Genomic DNA, 17,851 nt, shown 5'->3' with positions numbered 1-17,851 from the left:
CCATGTCGACCACCACCACGTCGACCACCGCGCTCTCCTCGCCGGTCAAGCCCCCGGCCTTCCAGCGGGTCAGCGGGCGTCGCCGCATCAAGGACACCGCAGCCACCGTGCTCGTCACGCTGTCGGTCGTCGTCGCGCTGATTCCCCTGGCCTGGGTGCTGTTCACCGTAGTCGCCAAGGGCCTGCCGGCCCTGACCTCGCCGACCTGGTTCACGCACTCGCTGAGCGGACTGACGTCCTCGTCGATGGGCGGCGGCATCTACCACGCCCTCGTCGGCACCCTCCTGCAGGGACTCGTCTGCGCGATCATCTCCATCCCGCTCGGCGTCTTCGTTGCGATCTACCTCGTCGAGTACGCCGGCCGGTCGCGGCTCGGCCGGATCACGACGTTCATGGTCGACATCCTCAGCGGTGTCCCATCGATCGTCGCGGCACTGTTCATCTACGCACTGTGGGTGTCGACCTTCGGGATGCCCAAGTCGGGCTTCGCGGTGTCGCTCGCGCTCGTTCTGCTCATGGTGCCGGTGGTCGTGCGCAGCACCGAGGAGATGCTGCGCATCGTCCCGCAGGACCTGCGCGAAGCGTCCTACGCCCTCGGTGTCCCCAAGTGGAAGACCATCGCGCGCATCGTGCTGCCCACCTCGCTCGCCGGCATCATCACCGGCATCATGCTCGCCCTGGCCCGCGTCATGGGCGAGACGGCGCCGCTGCTGATCCTCGTCGGCTACGCGCCCTTCATCAATCTCGACCTGTTCGGCGGTGAGCAAGGCACCCTCCCGGGCGTCATGGTCGCCGAGATGAACAACCCGACCGACGCCGGTTCGCAGCGCATCTGGGGCGCCGCGCTCACCCTGATCCTGGTCATCGCGGTCCTCAACATCGCGGCCAAGTTGATCAGCCGGTACTCGCAGGTCGGCAAGAAGTAACCCACAGACCTCTTCTCACATCGATACACCAGTAGGGAGCCGGTAATGGCTAAGCGTCTGGATCTCAAGGACGTCAACATCTACTACGGCAAGTTCCACGCCGTGGCCGACGTGACGCTGTCCGTGCCGCCGCGGAACGTCACCGCCTTCATCGGCCCGTCCGGTTGCGGCAAGTCCACCGTGCTCCGGTCGATCAACCGCATGCACGAGGTGACGCCCGGCGCCCGTGTCGAGGGATCCATCCTCCTCGACGGCGAGGACATCTACGATCAGAACGTCGACCCGGTCGGTGTGCGCAAGACGATCGGCATGGTCTTCCAGCGTCCCAACCCGTTCCCCACGATGTCGATCCGCGACAACGTCGTCGCCGGCCTCAAGCTGCAGGGTGTGCGCGACCGGAAGACCCTCGACGAGATCGCCGAGAAGTCGCTGCGCGGCGCCAACCTGTGGAACGAGGTCAAGGACCGTCTCGACAAGCCGGGCGGTGGCCTGTCCGGTGGTCAGCAGCAGCGTCTGTGCATCGCCCGCGCCATCGCGGTCCAGCCCGACGTGCTGCTCATGGACGAGCCGTGCTCGGCCCTCGACCCCATCTCGACGCTGGCCATCGAGGACCTGATCGGTGAGCTGAAGAAGGACTTCACCATCGTCATCGTCACGCACAACATGCAGCAGGCCGCGCGCGTGAGCGACCAGACGGCCTTCTTCAACCTCGAGGCGACCGGCCGCCCGGGTGGTCTGGTGGAGATCGACGACACCGAGAAGATCTTCTCGAACCCGAGCAAGAAGGCCACCGAGGACTACATCTCCGGCCGCTTCGGCTGAGCCGCCACTACCTACACGAGACCCCGACCGGATCCGTCCGGTCGGGGTCTCGTCGTTCGTGTGCTTACTGCACTCGACAGTCGTGGGCTCAGGGGTTCTGCGCTCGGTGGTGCTCCGGGTAGACGGTCAGACTGTCCACCTTCTCCACGAGCTGACGGATCTCCTCCTCGGTGGGGAGCTTGCCGGTCACGAGGAAGATGACGCGGCGGCCCACCTCGACGGCGTGATCGGCGAACCGCTCGTAGAAGCGGCCGAGCAGGGCGACGTCGACGGCGGCTGCGACGCCGTGCGCCCATTCGCGGTCCATGAGCACGGTGAACAGGTGTCGGTGCAGATCGTCCATCGCCTCGTCCTCGTGGTGGAGGCGGGCGGCCCGGGCGGGATCACGGGTCTCGAGAATCTCCCGTGTGGCGGCACCGAGGGCGACCGCGATCCGTCCCATCTCGGCGAAGTAGCCCTTCACCTCGTCGGGGAGCACGTGCTTGGGATGACGTCGGCGGGTCGCCTTCGCGATGTGCAGTGCGAGCGCACCCATGCGGTCGATGTCGGCCACGATCTGGATGCCGCTGACGACGGCACGCAGATCGCCGGCGACCGGACCCTGCAGGGCGAGCAGCTGGAACGCCTTCTCCTCGCAGATCGTGACGAGTTCGGTGATCTTCTCGTGCTCGTCGATCACCTGCTCGGCGAGAGCGAGATCGGCTTCGAGAAGAGCTCTGGTGGACCGCTCCATCGCGGTCCCGGCGAGCCCGGCCATCTCCCCGAGGAGATCGCCGAGTTCGCCCATCTGTTCGTTGTAGACGACGCGCATAGTGGCACAGCCTACGACCTCGAGCGGTCCGAACGGCGAGCATCGGATGAACCAGAGGTGAACGTCGACGGCCGAACAGTGGTGTCTACGTGCACAGATCGTCGGCGGCGTTGGTGATCGCGAGATCGGCGGGGAGCTCGACCGACGACTCCGACCGGGTCCGGATCTGCATCGGGGCGAGCGGCGTGCCCGCGGGGGTGGGAGCGACGACGGTGCCGTCGAAGCTGGTACCCAGGACGATCTCCACGATGCTGCCCAGCTGGGCCGAGGGCGGAGCCTCCTGCAGCACCGCACCGGGGAAGGCCGAGGCCACCGTCGCAGCGTCGGTCTCCTGTCCTTCGCTGAAGCGGATCACGGTCTGCTTGCTCGTCCCGGAGGCATAGTTGCCGATCGAGTAGACCGGAAAGCCGTAGGCGGCGACCTCCTCGGCGGTGCCGGCCGCCAGCCCGGACAGACCCGACGCGTTCGAGACCTGCACCGACACCGTCGACGGATCGACAGCGAGCTGGGCGGGCAGCGGTTCGGCCGGGGGAGCGGCCGCGACCTCCGTCGGGTCCTCCCCCCGCTTCTCACCCGGCAGAGGGAGATCGTCGATGATCGCGGTGAAGATCGCCTTGATGTCGTCCGTGCGCGGGATCTCGTTGCCCCAGTCGTTGGTACCGGCCGTGGGGATGGTCAGGAAGGACACCGCACCCGCCTCGACGTTCTGCATCGAACGCCCGAGTTTGACGAGCGACTCGGCGTTGACGTTCTCGACGAAGGTCGCGCGGGTGAAGGCGCTGATGAAGCCGTTGAGCTTCACGGGATCGAACAGCACCTTGTTCGACAACGTCGAGCGCAGCAGCGACGACAGGAACTTCTGCTGCCGGCTGATCCGGCCGTAGTCGCTGTTGCCCTCCTGGTCGATCTTGCGGGCGCGGACGTAGTCGAGTGCCCGCTTGCCGTCGAGTGTGTGGGTGCCGGGAGTCTCGATCAGGGGACCGAGTTCGTTGTCGTACAACGGTATGGAGGTGCACACCTCGACGCCGCCGATCTCGTCGACCATCGATTCGAAGCCGGCGAAGTCGATGCCCACGAAATGGCCGATCCTCAATCCGGACATCTTCTGGATCACCTTGACCAGGCACTTCGGTCCGCCGAGGGCGTAGGTCGCGTTGAGCTTGTCGCCTTCGGCGGCCGGATAGAGCTCGGAATCGTATTCGCCGGTCGTACTGTCCCATCCGCGACAGACCGGTCGATCGACGTCCAGATCGCGGGGGAACGACACCGCGACCACGCGGCTGCGATCGGCGGGGATGTTGACGAGGATGACGGTGTCGGCACGAGCGCCCTCGGCGTCGTCGGCCGTCCCGGCGCCGATCTCACCGCTCGCACCGGCGCGGGTGTCGGTGCCGATGATCAGATAGGTCTCGTCGCCGGTCTGACCGACCGGGTCGACGATGTCCTCCGACTCGGTGTCCAGCGCGGCGATCTGGGAGAAGCCGGCCTCCGTGGACCGGACGTATCCCCACACCGCACCGTTACAGAGGAGCGCGAGGACCGAGACGAACGCCACCGCCGCTTTCGCCGCGAACCTCAGACGCTTCCGCTTGCGCTGTTTGCTCTGCGCGAGCCGGCCGAGAGTCGCGTTGCCCACCGTGCGGGGCCGAGCGGAGCCGTGCGCCTTCTCGTCCGTCGTCCGGTCGTCGTTCTCGTCCTCGGCGGGCGTCGCAGCGCCCTCGGGGGACACCGCATCGATCTTGACGGTCGGCTGTTCGTCCGCGATCGGCGGTTGCTGTCGAGGAGGCGTCTGCGGCGGTCTGACGGTCTGCGGCGACCCGGCGGGAGGCACCGGGCGCGAGTCCGCGGGAGGCACCGGGCGCGAGTCCGCGGGAGGCACTACTCGAGGGGGCTGCGCCGAGGTCGGGGGAGTCGGTACCGGGGGCGGAACGGACGGGAGGCCCGCCATCCGATCGGGAGCCTGGATGTGCGGCGGGACGGGCTTCTCCGGCGGCCGGGGCCGGGACGGTCCCGGGGGCACCCGGGGAGCACCGGGCTGCACCGGGGGGGCGACCGTGGTCGGCGGTCCCGAAGAAGCCGGCGGCACCGGAGGGCTGGGAGGTCCCGACGGAGTCGGCGGCGCAGCCGGAGGCGGCGTCCTGCGCGGGAGTTCCGCTCGACCGGCATCGTCCTCGGTCGCGACGTGCCGGGCGGATTCCGGGTCGCGGGGACGGGCCGGGGGCAACGACGAGGTGGACGTGTGCGGCGGATCGGCCGGGGGCGGATCCGACCGGGGGGACGGATCGGATCGTCGTCCCATCTTGTCGAGCAGTTCGGCGACCGTGAGCTGCTCCGGATCGTCCGAGTCCGCGGCCCGGCGGTTGCGTGCACTCTCGTGGCGACGCGAATCGGGATCGGTGTCGTCGGAGCGGTGCACCCCACCCGAGCGGCTGCGGCGGGACGAGCGGGATTCGCGGTAGCTGCTGTCGGCGATCGGCCGTTCCCAGGGAGCGCGAGGATCCGGGGATCCTGTCTCGTGCTCCTCGTCCACCGATACCTGCTCTTTCCGCGGTCGCACCGCCTCGGATCCGTCGTCGTCCACGTGATCGCTCACCGGCGACCGTCGCGAGGACTCCGCAATGATACTGATCGTCTGTTTCATGTGACGGTGACGCGGCTGTGTCGCACGACATCCACCGGTCGATCCGTCTATCGTCCGGGACTACATGCCGGGACGGGTTACCCGCCCGAGTGCATCATGTCGGCGCCCTCGGGCACGCAGGTGTCCTCGGGATCGTCGAGCCAGCCGTCGGGCAGAGCGACGCTGCTCGGGGAGCCCTGACGTCCCCGCGGGCCTTCGGCATCGGCGGGGAAGGGTACGTCGTGGTCGAGTTTGCCCAGCAGGTCGTCGAGTTCGGCGAGCGTCGACACGCGGGCGAGGCCGTTGCGGATCTCCGAACCCGCAGGGAAACCACGCAGATACCAGGCGATGTGCTTGCGCATGTCGCGCAGACCGCGATCCTCGCCGTGGTGATCGGCGAGCAGTTCGGCGTGCCGCCGCATGATCTGCGTCACCTCACCGAGATTCGGCGGGGTGGGGAGCGGGCGACCGCCGAGCGCGGCGCTCAGTTCGGCGAACAACCACGGACGTCCGAGGCAACCGCGACCGACGACGACGCCGTCGCAACCGGTCTGCGCCATCATCTTCTCGGCGTCGGATGCGTCGAAGATGTCGCCGTTGCCGAGCACGGGCACGTCGGTGACGTGCTCCTTCAGCCGCGCGATTTCGTCCCAGTCGGCCGCTCCGGAGTACCGCTGCGCAGCGGTCCGGGCGTGGAGGGCAACGGCCGCGGCACCCTCGGCGGCCGCGATGCGACCGGCGTCGAGATGTGTGTGGTGCTCGTCGTCGATCCCGATGCGGAACTTGACCGTGACCGGGATGTCGGTGCCCTCGGTCGCGCGGACGGCGGCCGCGACGATCTGCCCGAACAACCGGCGCTTGTAAGGGAGGGCCGACCCTCCGCCCTTGCGGGTCACCTTCGGGACCGGGCATCCGAAGTTCATGTCGATGTGGTCGGCGAGGTTCTCGTCGACGATCATCTTCGCCGCCGCGTAGGTCGTGCCGGGATCGACGGTGTAGAGCTGCAGCGACCGCGGCGTCTCGGTGGGGCCGAAGGCCGTCATGTGCATGGTGACCGGGTGCCGCTCGACGAGGGCGCGGGCGGTGACCATCTCGCAGACGTACAGGCCCGACGTGCTGCCGGCCCGTTCGAGTTCGAGTTCGCGGCACAGCGTGCGGAATGCGACATTTGTCACTCCCGCCATCGGCGCCAGCACGACCGGGCTGTTCAGTTCGAGCGGGCCGATACGGAGGGAAGACATGGGTACCTCTGGAAAACGTTGTGTGACAAAGAAATAGCGTGCCCGTCAGTGATGGGCCGCGGAAACGACTGTGCCCGGCACCGAAAACGGCACCGGGCACAGGATAACCTCCGCCGGACTCGGGCGGCTGTGTGCATCCGGACTCAGGCGTGCGCGCCCACCTTCTCGCGCTTGGCAGCCTCGCGGGCGAGGGAGCGATCGCGCATCTCCTCGAACCGCCCCGCCTGACGTTCCAGTTCGTCGAGGAAGTTGCCGAGCTTGTCGAGATCCTGCTGCGCCTCGCTGCCGAGATCTCGCTCGAAGATCCTCCACTTGCGCAGCACCGGCATCACGACGTCGTCGAGGTGCTGACGCAGGTCGTAGATGCCGTGCTTGGCCATCAACACACCGTTGCGACGGAAGTTCGGCATGCCGGCACCCGGCATCTGGAAGTTCTCGAGCACCTCGACGATCGCGGCGAGCGTCTGGGCCGGAGCGATGTCGATCGCCGCGTCGCAGATGTTCCGGTAGAAGATCATGTGCAGGTTCTCGTCGGCGGCGATGCGTTGGAGCATCTTGTCGGCGATCGAGTCGTCGCAGGCACGACCGGTGTTGCGGTGCGACACGCGGGTCGCGAGCTCCTGGAAGGTCACGTAGGCGACGGAGTGGAGCATGCCAGTCGAGTTGGGGGACGCGAAGCCGTTCGTCATGTGCTCCATGCGGGCGTTCTCGAGTGCGACGGGATCGACACCGCGCGTGACGACCAGGTAGTCGCGCATGACGATGCCGTGGCGGTTCTCCTCCGCGGTCCACCGGCCGACCCAGGTGCCCCAGGCTCCGTCGCGCGAGAAGCTCTCGGCGATCTCCCGGTGGTAGGAGGGCAGGTTGTCCTCGGTGAGGAGGTTGGTGATCATGGCAGCCTTGGCGACCTCGTCGAGCTTCGACTGCTCGGGTTCCCAGTCGACACCGCCCATCGCGGCGAAGTTCCGGCCCTCGTCCCACGGCACGTAGTCGTGGGGGTGCCAGTCCTTCGCCATCGAGAGATGCCGGTTGAGGTTCGCCTCGGCCACAGGCTCCAGCTCTCGCAGCAGCTCCAGTTGAGTCAGGACTCGCGTCATACTCTTCTACCCCTCACATCGTGTCCGTGTATTCCGCCGGCCTACGGAGGAGGGGAGCCCGGCCGTTCGTCGCCGCGGCACGCGGTGCACCGGTGGCCCCCCACATTCGCCCGGATCACGGTACAGGTCCGAGCGGCTCGAGGACAGTACTGTCCCGCTCGTGCCGTATCACACGGACGAGCGGAACGTGCGGTTCCGGAGGGTTTCAGCGCTTGCCTCCACCGAGAAGTCCCCCGAGGAGACCGCCGAGTCCACCACCCGAACTGCCGCCGAGCACGCTGCCGAGGACGTCGCCGATCCCACCGCCGGAGCCGACCGATCCACCACCGGCGTTCTTCAGCAGACCCCCGAGGAGATCGGCGAGACCTCCGCCCTGCGGAGCGCTCGCGGTGTTCGTTCCCGCACCGCCACCGATCTGCTTGGCGAGATAGGACAGCACGATGGGGACGATGATCGGCAGGACCTTGGCGATCAGATCGTTCCCACCGGCGCCGTTCACGGAACCGAGGGTCGAGATCACCTGATCCTTCTTGTCGCCGAAGACATTGGAGACGATCCTGTCGCCGTCCTCGGTGTCGATCCCGTCGACGTCGACCTGACCTTCGGCCAGGTTCGACTCGGAGTGCTTGCCCAGCGCGGAGAGCAGCGAGGCCGCCCCGGTCGGATTCTGGGCGTTGGCGTCGAGACCACCGACGAGGGTGGGGAGTGCGGCGCGGACGGCCGTCTCCGCCGTCGCGTTGTCGACACCGAGTCGCTGCGCCACCTGGTCGACGGGAATGCGGGACATCAGATCGTCGAGACTTGCCATCGTTCCTGCCTTGGCTCGTGGGTGCCCCGAAGTGGCCACCCGGTGCCGAGAGGGTATCGGGACGAAGCCCGTTGCAGCGGGAGGCGTCAGTCGAGCGAGGCGGCGCTCGTCGGCGAACGGCGCAACGCGATCAGGCAACACAGCAGTGCGACGAGCGTGCCGCTGAGCAGGAGCACCGTCCCGTTCTGATTGGTCAGGGTCGTACTGCGGTTGAGTTCGACGTACTCGCCGTGGGTCTGGAACAGACGCGTCCAGAACACCGCGGCCGTCGCGACACCGATCAGCGTCCCGGCCCAGCCGACGGCCACCGAGTCGAACAGTGCGGCAGCGAGGAGCAGGATCGCGGCCACGACCAGCGGTACCGCGAGGGACTCGTACAGCGGTAGACCCGGGACCGCGACACCGGCGAGATCGCCCTCGGGGAAACCGTCGCGCAGCGCCGACAGGGGAATCTCGGTGGGTCGTATTCCGCCGACCACCGGCAACACCGACCCGATTCCCAGAGCGACGGCGGCCAGGAACAGGCCCAGGTCCACGAAACTGCGCATGTTCCTCCCCGGACGATGAACATTCGATTACCCCTGCGGCTCACCGTATACAAAGACGGGCAACCGCACCGGGTGAAATTCGCAGTGCGAAGAGACCTGCCCGAATGCACTGCTCCGAATGCGGTGGTCCGTAGGGTGAGATGCGCACGGCAGGTGCACATGGACCGATCGGCCAGGAAGGTTCGAAATGACGGACATGAATGTCGACGAGACCGGTTCGCGGAAAGGCTTGCCGCCGTGGGCGAAGAAGACCATCGCCGTGGTCGTGGCGCTGATCGTGCTCGTCATCGCCTACTACACCCTGGCGGCGTTCGTTCCTCGCTGGTGGGCGCAGCGGATCGCAAACCTCGCCGAGGGCGGCTTCGCGCGCGGAGTGCTGTGGGGTCTGCTCTTCGGCATCCTGTGCACGGCGATCCCCATCGCGCTGCTCGCGTGGATCTGGCAGGTCCGCAACTGGCGGTACAGCCGCGGGCTGCAGATCACCTTCGGCGTGCTCGCGCTGGTGGTCGCCCTGCCGAACCTCATGACCCTGGCGGTCGTGCTGGGTACGGGGAACGGTGCGCACGCGGGGGAGCGGATCCTCGACGTGGACGCGCCCGGCTTCCGCGGCGCCACGCTGATCGGCGCGATCGTCGGAGCTCTGTTCGCGGTGATCTTCGTCGTCGCGCTCACCCGCTACCGCAAGCGCGGACGTGATCTGAAGCAGGCCCGCACGGATCTCGAGCAGCGCCGGATCGAGCAGGAGCGCCTCGAGGCGCGCCGTGAGGCGGAGAAGGAACTCGGCCGGAACACCGACGACGTCCCGCCCGGCTCCCACCGTCTCTGACGAAGGACCCGGACTCCGACGAAGGACCGTGGGACGTTCCGGAACGACGAACGCCGGCGTCGTGTACGACGCCGGCGTTGCCGGTGCCCCCAGTAGGGCTCGAACCTACGACCTGCGGATTAAAAGTCCGTAGCTCTACCAACTGAGCTATAGGGGCATGGGCGCACAGTGTAACCACACCGCAGTGATCAGACCGCATGGTCCGGTGACCACATCACAGGGTGAGCCACGCTGCGCGATCGATGATATCGGACATCCGGCGGTGCGGACGCCACCCGTGACGAATGGAAAGAGGCTCGGGTGCCCACCCCCTGCTCCGCACCCGAGCCGGACAAAGCGTACCACTCGGTGTGTTCTGTGGAAACCCGGGTGTCGGGGGTGGAGTTTCACATTTCACCCGGTGGAACACGGCCTGGAAGCGGGGTTGTGAGGGGGCAGACTAGAGTTGTCTCGTGGGGGAACACAGGAACGTGGAAGGCCGAATTTCCCCATGCCTCGTCAACAGGAGCGTGCGCGTCGTACGCGGGCTGCGATCGTCCGATCGGCAGCCACCGAATTCGCGCGGCGAGGTTTCGCCGCAGCATCGATCAACGCCATCCTCGAGCAGTCGAACGCCACCAAGGGTGCGATGTACTTTCACTTCGCGTCCAAGGAGGATCTGGCCCGGGCGGTGCTCGACGAAGGACTCGAGCACTACCGTGCCATCGTCGGCAGGTGGATGGACGTCCCCGATCTCGACCCCTTCGAGCGGCTGCACGGTCTCGTCGGTGATCTCGGTGCGGCTCTGCACGACGACGTGGTCATCGCCGCGGAGTTCCGTCTGGTCACCGAACCCGAGTTCGCGGAGGAGGTCAGGCTGCGCGGCAGCGTCCTGTGGGGGCGGGCCGGCTACCAGCTGGCGCGCGAAGCGCAGGAGAAGGGCCTGTTCCGGCCCGATGTCGACCTCCAGCGTTTCGTCGAGGCCATCGCGTCGTCACTCGCCGGTCAACGCTATCTCGCCGACCTCACGTCGCCGGAGACCGACGTCCGCGCCCGTTTCGAGGCCTGCGTGGAGGTGCCGCTCGAGGCGATGGCATCGGAGCAGTGGCTCGCGCAGTGGCGGGAGAAGGGCTGGCCGAGCAGGCCCAACAACGACGAATCAGCCACTTGACCTGCTGATTTGTGATTCGCGAATGCCGTGGCATAAGCTGTCCAAGCTCCCAACGGAACGCCAAACCCGTTGAGGGTGCGGTTCGGAGAAATCCGATCGGGCCCCCTTCGTCTAGCGGCCTAGGACGCCGCCCTTTCAAGGCGGTAGCGCGGGTTCGAATCCCGTAGGGGGTACGCTTCGACCTCGTCGAAGTGTGCAGTATCTTGGTGTGAGAAGTGAATATATATGGCCCTGTGGCGCAGTTGGTTAGCGCGCCGCCCTGTCACGGCGGAGGTCGCGGGTTCGAGTCCCGTCAGGGTCGCTCCAGAGTTTCGATCGGCATTCGGTTCGGGTGCCGTCCGGCCAGGTAGCTCAGTTGGTACGAGCGTCCGCCTGAAAAGCGGAAGGTCGCCGGTTCGATCCCGGCCCTGGCCACCACGGTTGTCCGGCGAACAACCATCAATTTCATATCTTCGACCCACCGGTTGCGGTGGGTCGAGCTGTGGGAACTCCGGTTCCTCATGGCCCTGTGGCGCAGTTGGTTAGCGCGCCGCCCTGTCACGGCGGAGGTCGCGGGTTCGAGTCCCGTCAGGGTCGCTCCAGGCGAAGCCCCGGCATCACATCGATACCGGGGCTTCGTCGTCGTCACCTGTTCGCGGTCCGGTGTCTGCGTCGTGGTCCCACTCGTATCGCCGATCCGCACCGGGTGCGGTCCGGCTCGCTATCGTGAGGACACAAAACATGTTCTAGTGTGTGCCCTACACAACTAGTGGACATCTGTCCGAGTGACCTGGCCCTCCGAGCGAACCCCGAGGTGGAATGTGCGCGTAGCTCTGTTGTCGTACCGGAGCAAGCCGCATTGTGGGGGTCAGGGGGTCTACGTCCGCCATCTCAGTCGCGAACTCGTCGCCCAGGGGCACACCGTCGAGGTGTTCTCCGGGCAGCCGTACCCCGAGCTCGACCCCGACGTGACGCTCACGAAGGTGCCCAGTCTCGATCTCTACCGCGACGACGATCCGTTCCGCACCCCGAAGCTGGGTGAGTACCGCGACTGGATCGACGTCCTCGAGGTCGCCACCATGTGGACCGCCGGTTTCCCCGAACCACGCACCTTCGGTCTGCGCGCCGCACGACTGCTGCGCGACCGCCTCGGCGACTTCGACGTCGTGCACGACAACCAGTCGCTCGCGTCCGGCTTGCTGCGCATCGCCGAGGACCTTCCTCTCGTCGCGACGATCCACCATCCGATCACCCGCGACCGCGAACTCGATCTCGCCTCCGCGACCACCCTCAGCCGTAAGGTCACGCTCCGGCGCTGGTACGGATTCCTGCGCATGCAGGAGAAGGTGGCCCAGCAGATTCCCACGCTGCTCACGGTGTCGGAGAACTCGGCCGACGACATCCGCACCGCCTTCGGGATCGAATCCGAACGCATCCACACGATCCCACTCGGCGTGAACACGGAGGTGTTCGCGCCGCGGAAGGACGAGCGAGTTCCCGGTCGGATCGTCTGCGTCGCGAGCGCCGACGCCCCGCTCAAGGGTGTTCCCACCCTGCTCGAGGCGGTCGCGAAGCTGCGCACCGAACGCGAGATCGAACTGGTCCTCGTCTCGAAACTCGCCCCGGGCGGCGCCACCGAGAAGCTCATCGACGAACTCGCGATCGGCGACGTCGTGCGCACCGTCTCCGGGATCGACGACACCGAACTCGCCGACCTGCTCGCCTCCGCCGAGATCGCGGCGGTGCCGTCGCTGTACGAGGGATTCTCGCTGCCGGCCATCGAGGCGATGTCGTGCGGAACACCGCTCGTCGCGAGCCGCGCCGGGGCCATCCCCGAGGTCGTCGGGGGCGCCGGTCGGCTGGTGCCTCCGGGCGACGCCGAACAGCTTGCAGCAGGGCTCGCGGGCCTGTTCGACGACCCGGCCGAGCGTCGGCGTCTCGGCACGAAGGGCCGCGAGCGTGTGCTCGAACGCTACAGCTGGGCGGCCGTGGCCGCGAAGACCGCCGCGATCTACGACAAGGCGATCGCCGCGCATCGAGAGGGGAAGAACGGATGCTGACCGTCGACTTCGACCGCCTGGGCGTCGTACCGGGGATACGCGCTCTCGACATCGGGGCCGGCGCGGGGCGCCACTCCTTCGAGCTGTACCGCCGCGGCGCGGATGTCGTCGCCTTCGACCAGAACGCCGACGACATGAAGGCCGTCGCCGACATGTTCGTCGCGATGGAACTCGAAGGTGAGGTCCCCGAGGGTGCGCTGGCCCGGGCCGAGGTCGGCGACGCGCTCGCGCTGCCGTACGACGACGCGACCTTCGATCTCGTGCTCATCTCCGAGGTGCTCGAGCACGTGCCGGAGGACGAGCGGGCCATCGCCGAACTCGTCCGGGTCCTCAAACCCGGTGGTGTCGCGGCCGTGACCGTGCCGCGCTGGCTGCCGGAAAAGATCTGCTGGGCCCTGTCGGACGCCTACCACGAGGTGGAGGGCGGGCACATCCGCATCTACAAGGCCGACGAACTCGCCGCGAAACTCGCCTCAGCCGGTCTGACGGTCTCGGGCACCGACCACGCCCACGCACTGCACGCACCGTACTGGTGGCTCAAGTGCGCCGTCGGCGTCGACAACGACGACAATCCGCTGACGAAGGCGTACCACCGGCTGCTGGTCTGGGATCTTATGAAGGCCCCGTGGATCACTCGCACGGCCGAGAAGATCCTCGATCCCGTCATCGGGAAGAGTGTCGTGTTCTACCTCGAGAAGCCGGGAAACGCCGGTGCGGCGCGGTGAATCCGCGCGCGTGACGGTGCCGTCGGTGCCGGGTGTGCTGTCGCCGGAACAGAGCCTGGCGACGGGCCGGGCCATCGCGCGGATGCAGGAGCCCTCGGGCGCCGTCCCGTGGTTCCCCGGTGGGCACATCGACCCGTGGGATCACATCGAATCCGCGATGGCGTTGACCGTCATCGGTTTACGCGAAGAGGCAGACGCCGCCTTCGAGTGGTCGCGGCGGACGCAGCGCGCCGACGGGTCGTGGCCCATCCAGTTCCGGGGCGACATCGTCGAGAACCACGACACCGACAGCAATTTCACGGCCTACATCGCCGTTGGCGTATGGCACCACCATCTCGTGACGGGTGATCGCGGGTTCGTCGAGCACATGTGGCCGACGGTGCGGGCAGCGCTCGACCTCGTGGTCGACATGCAGTTGCCGGGCGGCCAGATCTCCTGGGCGCGAGGCGACGGCGGGATGTTCGACGAAGCGCTGCTCACAGGCTGTTCGAGTATCCACCAGAGCCTGTGGTGCGGTCTGCGGATCGCCGATCTGATCGGTGAGGCGCAACCCGAATGGGAGGTCGCGCTGATCCGTCTCGGCCACGCTCTGCGTCGGCATCCCGAGGCGTTCACGCCCAAGCCCGAGTACTCGATGGACTGGTACTACCCGATCCTCGGGGGAGCGGTGCGCGGCACCGATGCGCACGAACGGATCCGCGAACGCTGGTCGGATTTCGTCGTCGACGGTCTCGGGATCCGGTGCGTCGACCATCGTCCGTGGGTCACCGGAGCCGAGACGTGCGAACTGGTCCTGGCGCTCGACGCACTCGGACACGCCGGGCGTGCCCGCGAATTGTTCGCGGCCATGCAGCATCTGCGCGACCCGGACGGTTCGTACTGGACCGGTCTGGTCTACGCCGACGGCAAGCGCTGGCCGGTGGAGGTCAGTTCCTGGACCAGCGCAGCGGTGATCCTCGCCGCCGACGCGCTCTCGCGCACGACGGGAGGAAACGCGATCTTCCGGGATGCGGCGGCACCCGCCGACCAGGTGGGCGCCGACCGCTGCACCGAGCGTTGCCCGGTGCTCGTCCGGTAGTTCAGCTGCCGGGCCGTGATCCGACCGTGCCGGCGGTGCGTTGGAGAACCCGCAGCGAGGACGTCACCGACTTCTCGACGAACTCCCCGCTCTCCAGTGCGAGACAGTAGATCTCGTACGGAGGCCGGCCGCCGTCCTTCGGGTCGGGGAAGACGTCGTGGATGATCAGGGCGCCGCCGATGCGCACCCATCTCGCCCAGCCGTCGTAGTCCGCCCGGGCCGCCTCGCTGCTGTGTCCGCCGTCGATGAACACGAACGAGGCGGGGGTGCGCCAGAACGACGCCACCACAGGAGAATTGCCGACCACCGCGACGACGTGCGATTCGAGGTCGCCGTCGGCGAGAGTGTGCCGCAGTGCGCCGACCGTGTCGAGGCGGCCGGTGTGCGGGTCGACCAGCGACGGATCGTGGTAATCCCAGCCGGGCTGATGCTCCTCCGAACCGTGGTGGTGGTCGACGGTGACGATGGTGCCGCCGGTCGCCTTGGCCGCAGCGCCGAGATACACGGTCGAGCGGCCGCAGTAGGTGCCGATCTCGACGCCGACGCCGTCACCGAGATACTGCACCGCAGCCTCGTGCAGTGCGGTTCCCTCGTCCTGGGGCATGAAACCCGGTGTCGCCTCAGCGAGTTCGATCGCCTCACGGGGCAGGGTGGTGCGGGACATCGGATGGATCTCCGTTCTTCTCGCGTGATGCGGTGTATCCCGAGCACCCTACCGACCGATCGCGGCGTCCGATGCTCTCGGACACGACGGTGAGACTGTCGAGATCGCGGATCGCGGCGCACGACCGCTCGACCATCACCGCGAACATGCGGTCGCCGCGCTCGGTCCTCGTGGCGATCCGGCCCGTTCCGATCCGCTCGACCTGCACGTGCGTACCGTGCCACCGAGCACGGCCGAGAGTCGTTCGGGAGTCAGGTCGTCCACCGACAACTACAGATCGGTCATCGTGCGCTCCGGCCGGGGTTTGCGGGTAGAGGTGCGAAACGCTCGGGGTCGCGGGTCGTCCGCCACGCGGCGGCGACCGGGGCGAGCTCGGTGGGCTTGGCGCCGTTTCGGTGGGCGCCGCGTCGATCGGTCCGGAATGAGCACGGACCTGCGCGTCGTCCCTGAAACGGTGCAGTACCTGAGGATCCCAGCTGTTCGCACGCACGAGCACGTCACCACAGCCCTGCAGGTAGGTCGCGAGCCGTCCGGTCAGCTTCCGCGAACGAAAGATCCTCGGGCGTCGACTCGTCGACGGTCGCGAGGACCGACCAGATGCGATCTGTCGACCGGGCTACGACGGGACACGCCGTGCCGCCGCCACCGGACTCGTTGTACGGGGGACTGACGGAGATCACCGCGAATCTCCCACCTCGGCGAGCCAATGCGCGGTGATCGCTGTTTCATAGGCCATGACCACGGCTGTGGTCAGTGGATGTTCGGTATCCCGCGGTCGGCACAACGATTGGGGTCCCGATGCAAGAACCGATTCCATCCGTCCCACAGTTCGTCGATGAGCTCGAGGAGTCGTTCACGAGAGGGCGTGGACTGGGTGCTGATTGTCATGGGCGGTGATCCTAGGGAGGTGAACCGTCAGGTTCTGTGGGAGGAGGTCTGCCCTGACCAGGCGTGCCAAGACGATTTGCCAGGCTGATTCGATCAGTGTCAATATTGATGTGTGTCGATTCAAACTGATAGTGGTGACCTCTGCTGCGCACCACTGGTACGGGAACCTCTGACGGAGGACTGGGCCGCAGACCTGGCCCGGATGTTCAAGGCTCTCGGTGATCCGGTGCGCCTCCGAATGCTGAGCCTGATCGCCAGCCATGAGGGCGGCGAAAGCTGCGTGTGCGACGTCAGCCCTGCCTTCGATCTGTCCCAGCCGACCATCTCGCATCACCTCAAAGTGCTGCGCGAGGCCGGTCTGCTCGAGTGCGAACGACGCGGGACCTGGGTGTACTACCGGGTGATCCCGTCAGCCCTGGCGCAGTTGTCGGCCGTGCTCTCCGCCGAGGTAGGGGTGTTGCCGGGTTCGGACTGTGCCCCGGCCAGCGATGCCGTGGAGTCGGCCCGATGACCGCGACGAACACCGAACACCCGGCTGTCGTCGGGAAGATGTCGGCCCTCGACCGGTATCTGGCCGTGTGGATCGGCGCCGCCATCGTGGTGGGTCTGTTGCTCGGCCGGATGATTCCCGGACTGGGTGAAGCGTTGAGTTTCATCGAGATCGACGGCATCTCCCTGCCGATCGCCCTCGGTCTGCTGATCATGATGTACCCGGTGCTGGCGAAGGTGCGCTACGACCGCCTCGACACCGTCACCGGCGACCGCAAGCTGTTGGTCTCGTCGCTGATCCTCAACTGGATCCTCGGCCCGGCACTGATGTTCGCGCTCGCCTGGCTGATGCTGCCGGACCTACCCGAATACCGCACCGGCCTGATCATCGTTGGTCTCGCCCGGTGCATCGCCATGGTCATCATCTGGAACGACCTCGCCTGCGGCGACCGGGAAGCCGCGGCGGTGCTGGTGGCGATCAACTCAGTCTTCCAGGTGATCATGTTCGCCGTGCTCGGCTGGTTCTACCTGTCGGTGCTCCCCGGCTGGCTGGGTCTCGAACAGGCCGCCCTGGACGTCTCGCCGTGGCAGATCGCGAAATCGGTGTTGATCTTCCTCGGCATTCCCCTGGTCGCAGGGTTCCTCACCCGGCACTTCGGTGAGAAAGCCAAGGGCCGCACCTGGTACGAGGACACCTTCCTGCCGAAGATCGGGCCGTGGGCGCTCTACGGGTTGCTGTTCACCATCGTGATCCTGTTCGCGTTGCAGGGCGAGCAGATCACCTCCCGCCCGTTGGATGTGGTGCGGATCGCGCTGCCGCTGCTGGCGTACTTCGCGATCATGTGGGTCGGCGGATACCTGTTCGGCGCCGCGATCGGCCTCGGCTACGAACGCACCACCACCCTCGCGTTCACCGCGGCGGGCAACAACTTCGAGCTCGCCATCGCCGTGGCGATCGGCACCTTCGGCGTGACCTCCGGGCAGGCCCTGGCCGGGGTGGTCGGACCGCTCATCGAGGTTCCCGTCCTGGTCGCCCTGGTCTACGTCTCCCTCGCCCTACGGAAGCGCTTCACCCGTCACGAGTCGGCGCAGGTGCCGGCGCCACGAAAGGTCTGATCC

17 protein-coding genes and 5 tRNA genes are annotated in these 17,851 nt (G+C 67.2%); 13 read left to right on the top strand and 9 right to left on the bottom strand.

The window, feature by feature from the left end:
• Positions 1 to 2: 2 nt before the first annotated feature.
• Both pstA and pstB read left to right on the top strand, forming a co-directional pair.
• Positions 3 to 926 (top strand): phosphate ABC transporter permease PstA, encoded by a 924-nt coding sequence (gene pstA, locus A5767_RS17400; RefSeq protein WP_006551792.1) that lies wholly within the window; start codon positions 3 to 5, stop codon positions 924 to 926.
• A gap of 45 nt (positions 927 to 971) precedes the next feature.
• A complete protein-coding gene (gene pstB, locus A5767_RS17395; RefSeq protein ID WP_006551791.1) occupies positions 972 to 1,748 on the top strand; it encodes a phosphate ABC transporter ATP-binding protein PstB in 777 nt (258 codons plus the stop codon).
• A gap of 88 nt (positions 1,749 to 1,836) precedes the next feature.
• On the opposite strand, the gene phoU is transcribed toward pstB, so the two are convergent.
• The 6 genes from phoU to A5767_RS17365 all read right to left on the bottom strand — a co-directional run bounded on the left by phoU (position 1,837) and on the right by A5767_RS17365 (position 8,873).
• Positions 1,837 to 2,559, bottom strand: a complete 723-nt coding sequence (gene phoU, locus A5767_RS17390) for a phosphate signaling complex protein PhoU (protein WP_006551790.1) — start codon at positions 2,557 to 2,559, stop codon at positions 1,837 to 1,839.
• A gap of 85 nt (positions 2,560 to 2,644) precedes the next feature.
• Positions 2,645 to 4,507, bottom strand: a complete 1,863-nt coding sequence (locus tag A5767_RS17385) for an LCP family protein (protein ID WP_231913213.1) — start codon at positions 4,505 to 4,507, stop codon at positions 2,645 to 2,647.
• A gap of 770 nt (positions 4,508 to 5,277) precedes the next feature.
• Complete coding sequence (gene dusB / locus A5767_RS17380; protein ID WP_064852789.1) at positions 5,278 to 6,420, bottom strand: tRNA dihydrouridine synthase DusB; 1,143 nt, start codon at positions 6,418 to 6,420, stop codon at positions 5,278 to 5,280.
• Positions 6,421 to 6,563: 143 nt separating this feature from the next.
• Positions 6,564 to 7,517: an acyl-ACP desaturase gene (locus A5767_RS17375; RefSeq protein WP_024103025.1), complete on the bottom strand. Its 954-nt coding sequence runs from the start codon at positions 7,515 to 7,517 to the stop codon at positions 6,564 to 6,566.
• A gap of 205 nt (positions 7,518 to 7,722) precedes the next feature.
• Positions 7,723 to 8,325: a DUF937 domain-containing protein gene (locus tag A5767_RS17370; RefSeq protein WP_064852788.1), complete on the bottom strand. Its 603-nt coding sequence runs from the start codon at positions 8,323 to 8,325 to the stop codon at positions 7,723 to 7,725.
• Positions 8,326 to 8,411: 86 nt separating this feature from the next.
• Complete coding sequence (locus A5767_RS17365; protein ID WP_006551784.1) at positions 8,412 to 8,873, bottom strand: hypothetical protein; 462 nt, start codon at positions 8,871 to 8,873, stop codon at positions 8,412 to 8,414.
• 187 nt (positions 8,874 to 9,060) lie between these two features.
• Here A5767_RS17365 and A5767_RS17360 point away from each other — a divergent pair, with 187 nt between their 5' ends.
• Entirely contained in the window at positions 9,061 to 9,699 is a 639-nt protein-coding gene (locus tag A5767_RS17360; protein WP_024103026.1) for a hypothetical protein, read from the top strand.
• An 84-nt stretch (positions 9,700 to 9,783) separates the two neighbouring features.
• Here the strand turns inward: A5767_RS17360 and A5767_RS17355 are convergent.
• Positions 9,784 to 9,856 (bottom strand) — tRNA-Lys (locus A5767_RS17355).
• A gap of 333 nt (positions 9,857 to 10,189) precedes the next feature.
• Here A5767_RS17355 and A5767_RS17350 point away from each other — a divergent pair.
• The 8 genes from A5767_RS17350 (at position 10,190) to A5767_RS17315 (ending at position 14,691) form a co-directional block, all read left to right on the top strand.
• Complete coding sequence (locus tag A5767_RS17350; RefSeq protein ID WP_006551782.1) at positions 10,190 to 10,849, top strand: TetR/AcrR family transcriptional regulator; 660 nt, start codon at positions 10,190 to 10,192, stop codon at positions 10,847 to 10,849.
• A 100-nt stretch (positions 10,850 to 10,949) separates the two neighbouring features.
• A tRNA-Glu gene (locus A5767_RS17345) sits at positions 10,950 to 11,022 on the top strand.
• 54 nt (positions 11,023 to 11,076) lie between these two features.
• A tRNA-Asp gene (locus A5767_RS17340) sits at positions 11,077 to 11,150 on the top strand.
• A 39-nt stretch (positions 11,151 to 11,189) separates the two neighbouring features.
• Positions 11,190 to 11,266 (top strand) — tRNA-Phe (locus A5767_RS17335).
• A gap of 85 nt (positions 11,267 to 11,351) precedes the next feature.
• Positions 11,352 to 11,425, top strand: a tRNA-Asp gene (locus A5767_RS17330).
• Positions 11,426 to 11,649: 224 nt separating this feature from the next.
• Complete coding sequence (locus A5767_RS17325) at positions 11,650 to 12,888, top strand: glycosyltransferase family 4 protein (RefSeq protein WP_064852787.1); 1,239 nt, start codon at positions 11,650 to 11,652, stop codon at positions 12,886 to 12,888.
• Positions 12,882 to 13,613, top strand: a complete 732-nt coding sequence (locus A5767_RS17320; protein ID WP_024103028.1) for a class I SAM-dependent methyltransferase — start codon at positions 12,882 to 12,884, stop codon at positions 13,611 to 13,613. The genes A5767_RS17325 and A5767_RS17320 overlap by 7 nt, the downstream gene beginning before the upstream one ends.
• On the top strand, positions 13,600 to 14,691 hold the full coding sequence (locus A5767_RS17315) for a prenyltransferase (RefSeq protein WP_041803549.1): 1,092 nt from the start codon (positions 13,600 to 13,602) through the stop codon (positions 14,689 to 14,691). The genes A5767_RS17320 and A5767_RS17315 overlap by 14 nt, the downstream gene beginning before the upstream one ends.
• 1 nt (position 14,692) lies before the next feature.
• On the opposite strand, the gene A5767_RS17310 is transcribed toward A5767_RS17315, so the two are convergent.
• On the bottom strand, positions 14,693 to 15,355 hold the full coding sequence (locus A5767_RS17310; protein WP_006551778.1) for a class I SAM-dependent methyltransferase: 663 nt from the start codon (positions 15,353 to 15,355) through the stop codon (positions 14,693 to 14,695).
• Complete coding sequence (locus A5767_RS17305) at positions 15,330 to 15,563, bottom strand: hypothetical protein (RefSeq protein ID WP_064061892.1); 234 nt, start codon at positions 15,561 to 15,563, stop codon at positions 15,330 to 15,332. Before A5767_RS17305 ends, A5767_RS17310 begins: the two co-directional genes overlap by 26 nt.
• 792 nt (positions 15,564 to 16,355) lie before the next feature.
• Here A5767_RS17305 and A5767_RS17295 point away from each other — a divergent pair.
• Entirely contained in the window at positions 16,356 to 16,754 is a 399-nt protein-coding gene (locus tag A5767_RS17295; RefSeq protein WP_064852786.1) for an ArsR/SmtB family transcription factor, read from the top strand.
• On the top strand, positions 16,751 to 17,848 hold the full coding sequence (arsB, locus tag A5767_RS17290) for an ACR3 family arsenite efflux transporter (protein WP_064852785.1): 1,098 nt from the start codon (positions 16,751 to 16,753) through the stop codon (positions 17,846 to 17,848). The genes A5767_RS17295 and arsB overlap by 4 nt, the downstream gene beginning before the upstream one ends.
• Positions 17,849 to 17,851: the final 3 nt, after the last annotated feature.

This window comes from Rhodococcus sp. 852002-51564_SCH6189132-a, from assembly GCF_001665495.1.
Classification (GTDB): Bacteria; Actinomycetota; Actinomycetes; order Mycobacteriales; family Mycobacteriaceae; genus Rhodococcus; species Rhodococcus pyridinivorans.
Note: the sequence above shows the minus strand (reverse complement) of the source record. Positions and strands in the feature narration are given on the sequence as shown.

Coding starts and splice junctions, on each gene's coding strand:
- pstA (WP_006551792.1), top strand. CDS start 3: ATGTCGACCACCACCACGTCGACCACCGCGCTCTCCTCGCCGGTCAAG.
- pstB (WP_006551791.1), top strand. CDS start 972: ATGGCTAAGCGTCTGGATCTCAAGGACGTCAACATCTACTACGGCAAG.
- phoU (WP_006551790.1), bottom strand. CDS start 2,559: ATGCGCGTCGTCTACAACGAACAGATGGGCGAACTCGGCGATCTCCTC.
- A5767_RS17385 (WP_231913213.1), bottom strand. CDS start 4,507: ATGGCGGGCCTCCCGTCCGTTCCGCCCCCGGTACCGACTCCCCCGACC.
- dusB (WP_064852789.1), bottom strand. CDS start 6,420: ATGTCTTCCCTCCGTATCGGCCCGCTCGAACTGAACAGCCCGGTCGTG.
- A5767_RS17375 (WP_024103025.1), bottom strand. CDS start 7,517: ATGACGCGAGTCCTGACTCAACTGGAGCTGCTGCGAGAGCTGGAGCCT.
- A5767_RS17370 (WP_064852788.1), bottom strand. CDS start 8,325: ATGGCAAGTCTCGACGATCTGATGTCCCGCATTCCCGTCGACCAGGTG.
- A5767_RS17365 (WP_006551784.1), bottom strand. CDS start 8,873: ATGCGCAGTTTCGTGGACCTGGGCCTGTTCCTGGCCGCCGTCGCTCTG.
- A5767_RS17360 (WP_024103026.1), top strand. CDS start 9,061: ATGACGGACATGAATGTCGACGAGACCGGTTCGCGGAAAGGCTTGCCG.
- A5767_RS17350 (WP_006551782.1), top strand. CDS start 10,190: ATGCCTCGTCAACAGGAGCGTGCGCGTCGTACGCGGGCTGCGATCGTC.
- A5767_RS17320 (WP_024103028.1), top strand. CDS start 12,882: ATGCTGACCGTCGACTTCGACCGCCTGGGCGTCGTACCGGGGATACGC.
- A5767_RS17310 (WP_006551778.1), bottom strand. CDS start 15,355: ATGTCCCGCACCACCCTGCCCCGTGAGGCGATCGAACTCGCTGAGGCG.
- arsB (WP_064852785.1), top strand. CDS start 16,751: ATGACCGCGACGAACACCGAACACCCGGCTGTCGTCGGGAAGATGTCG.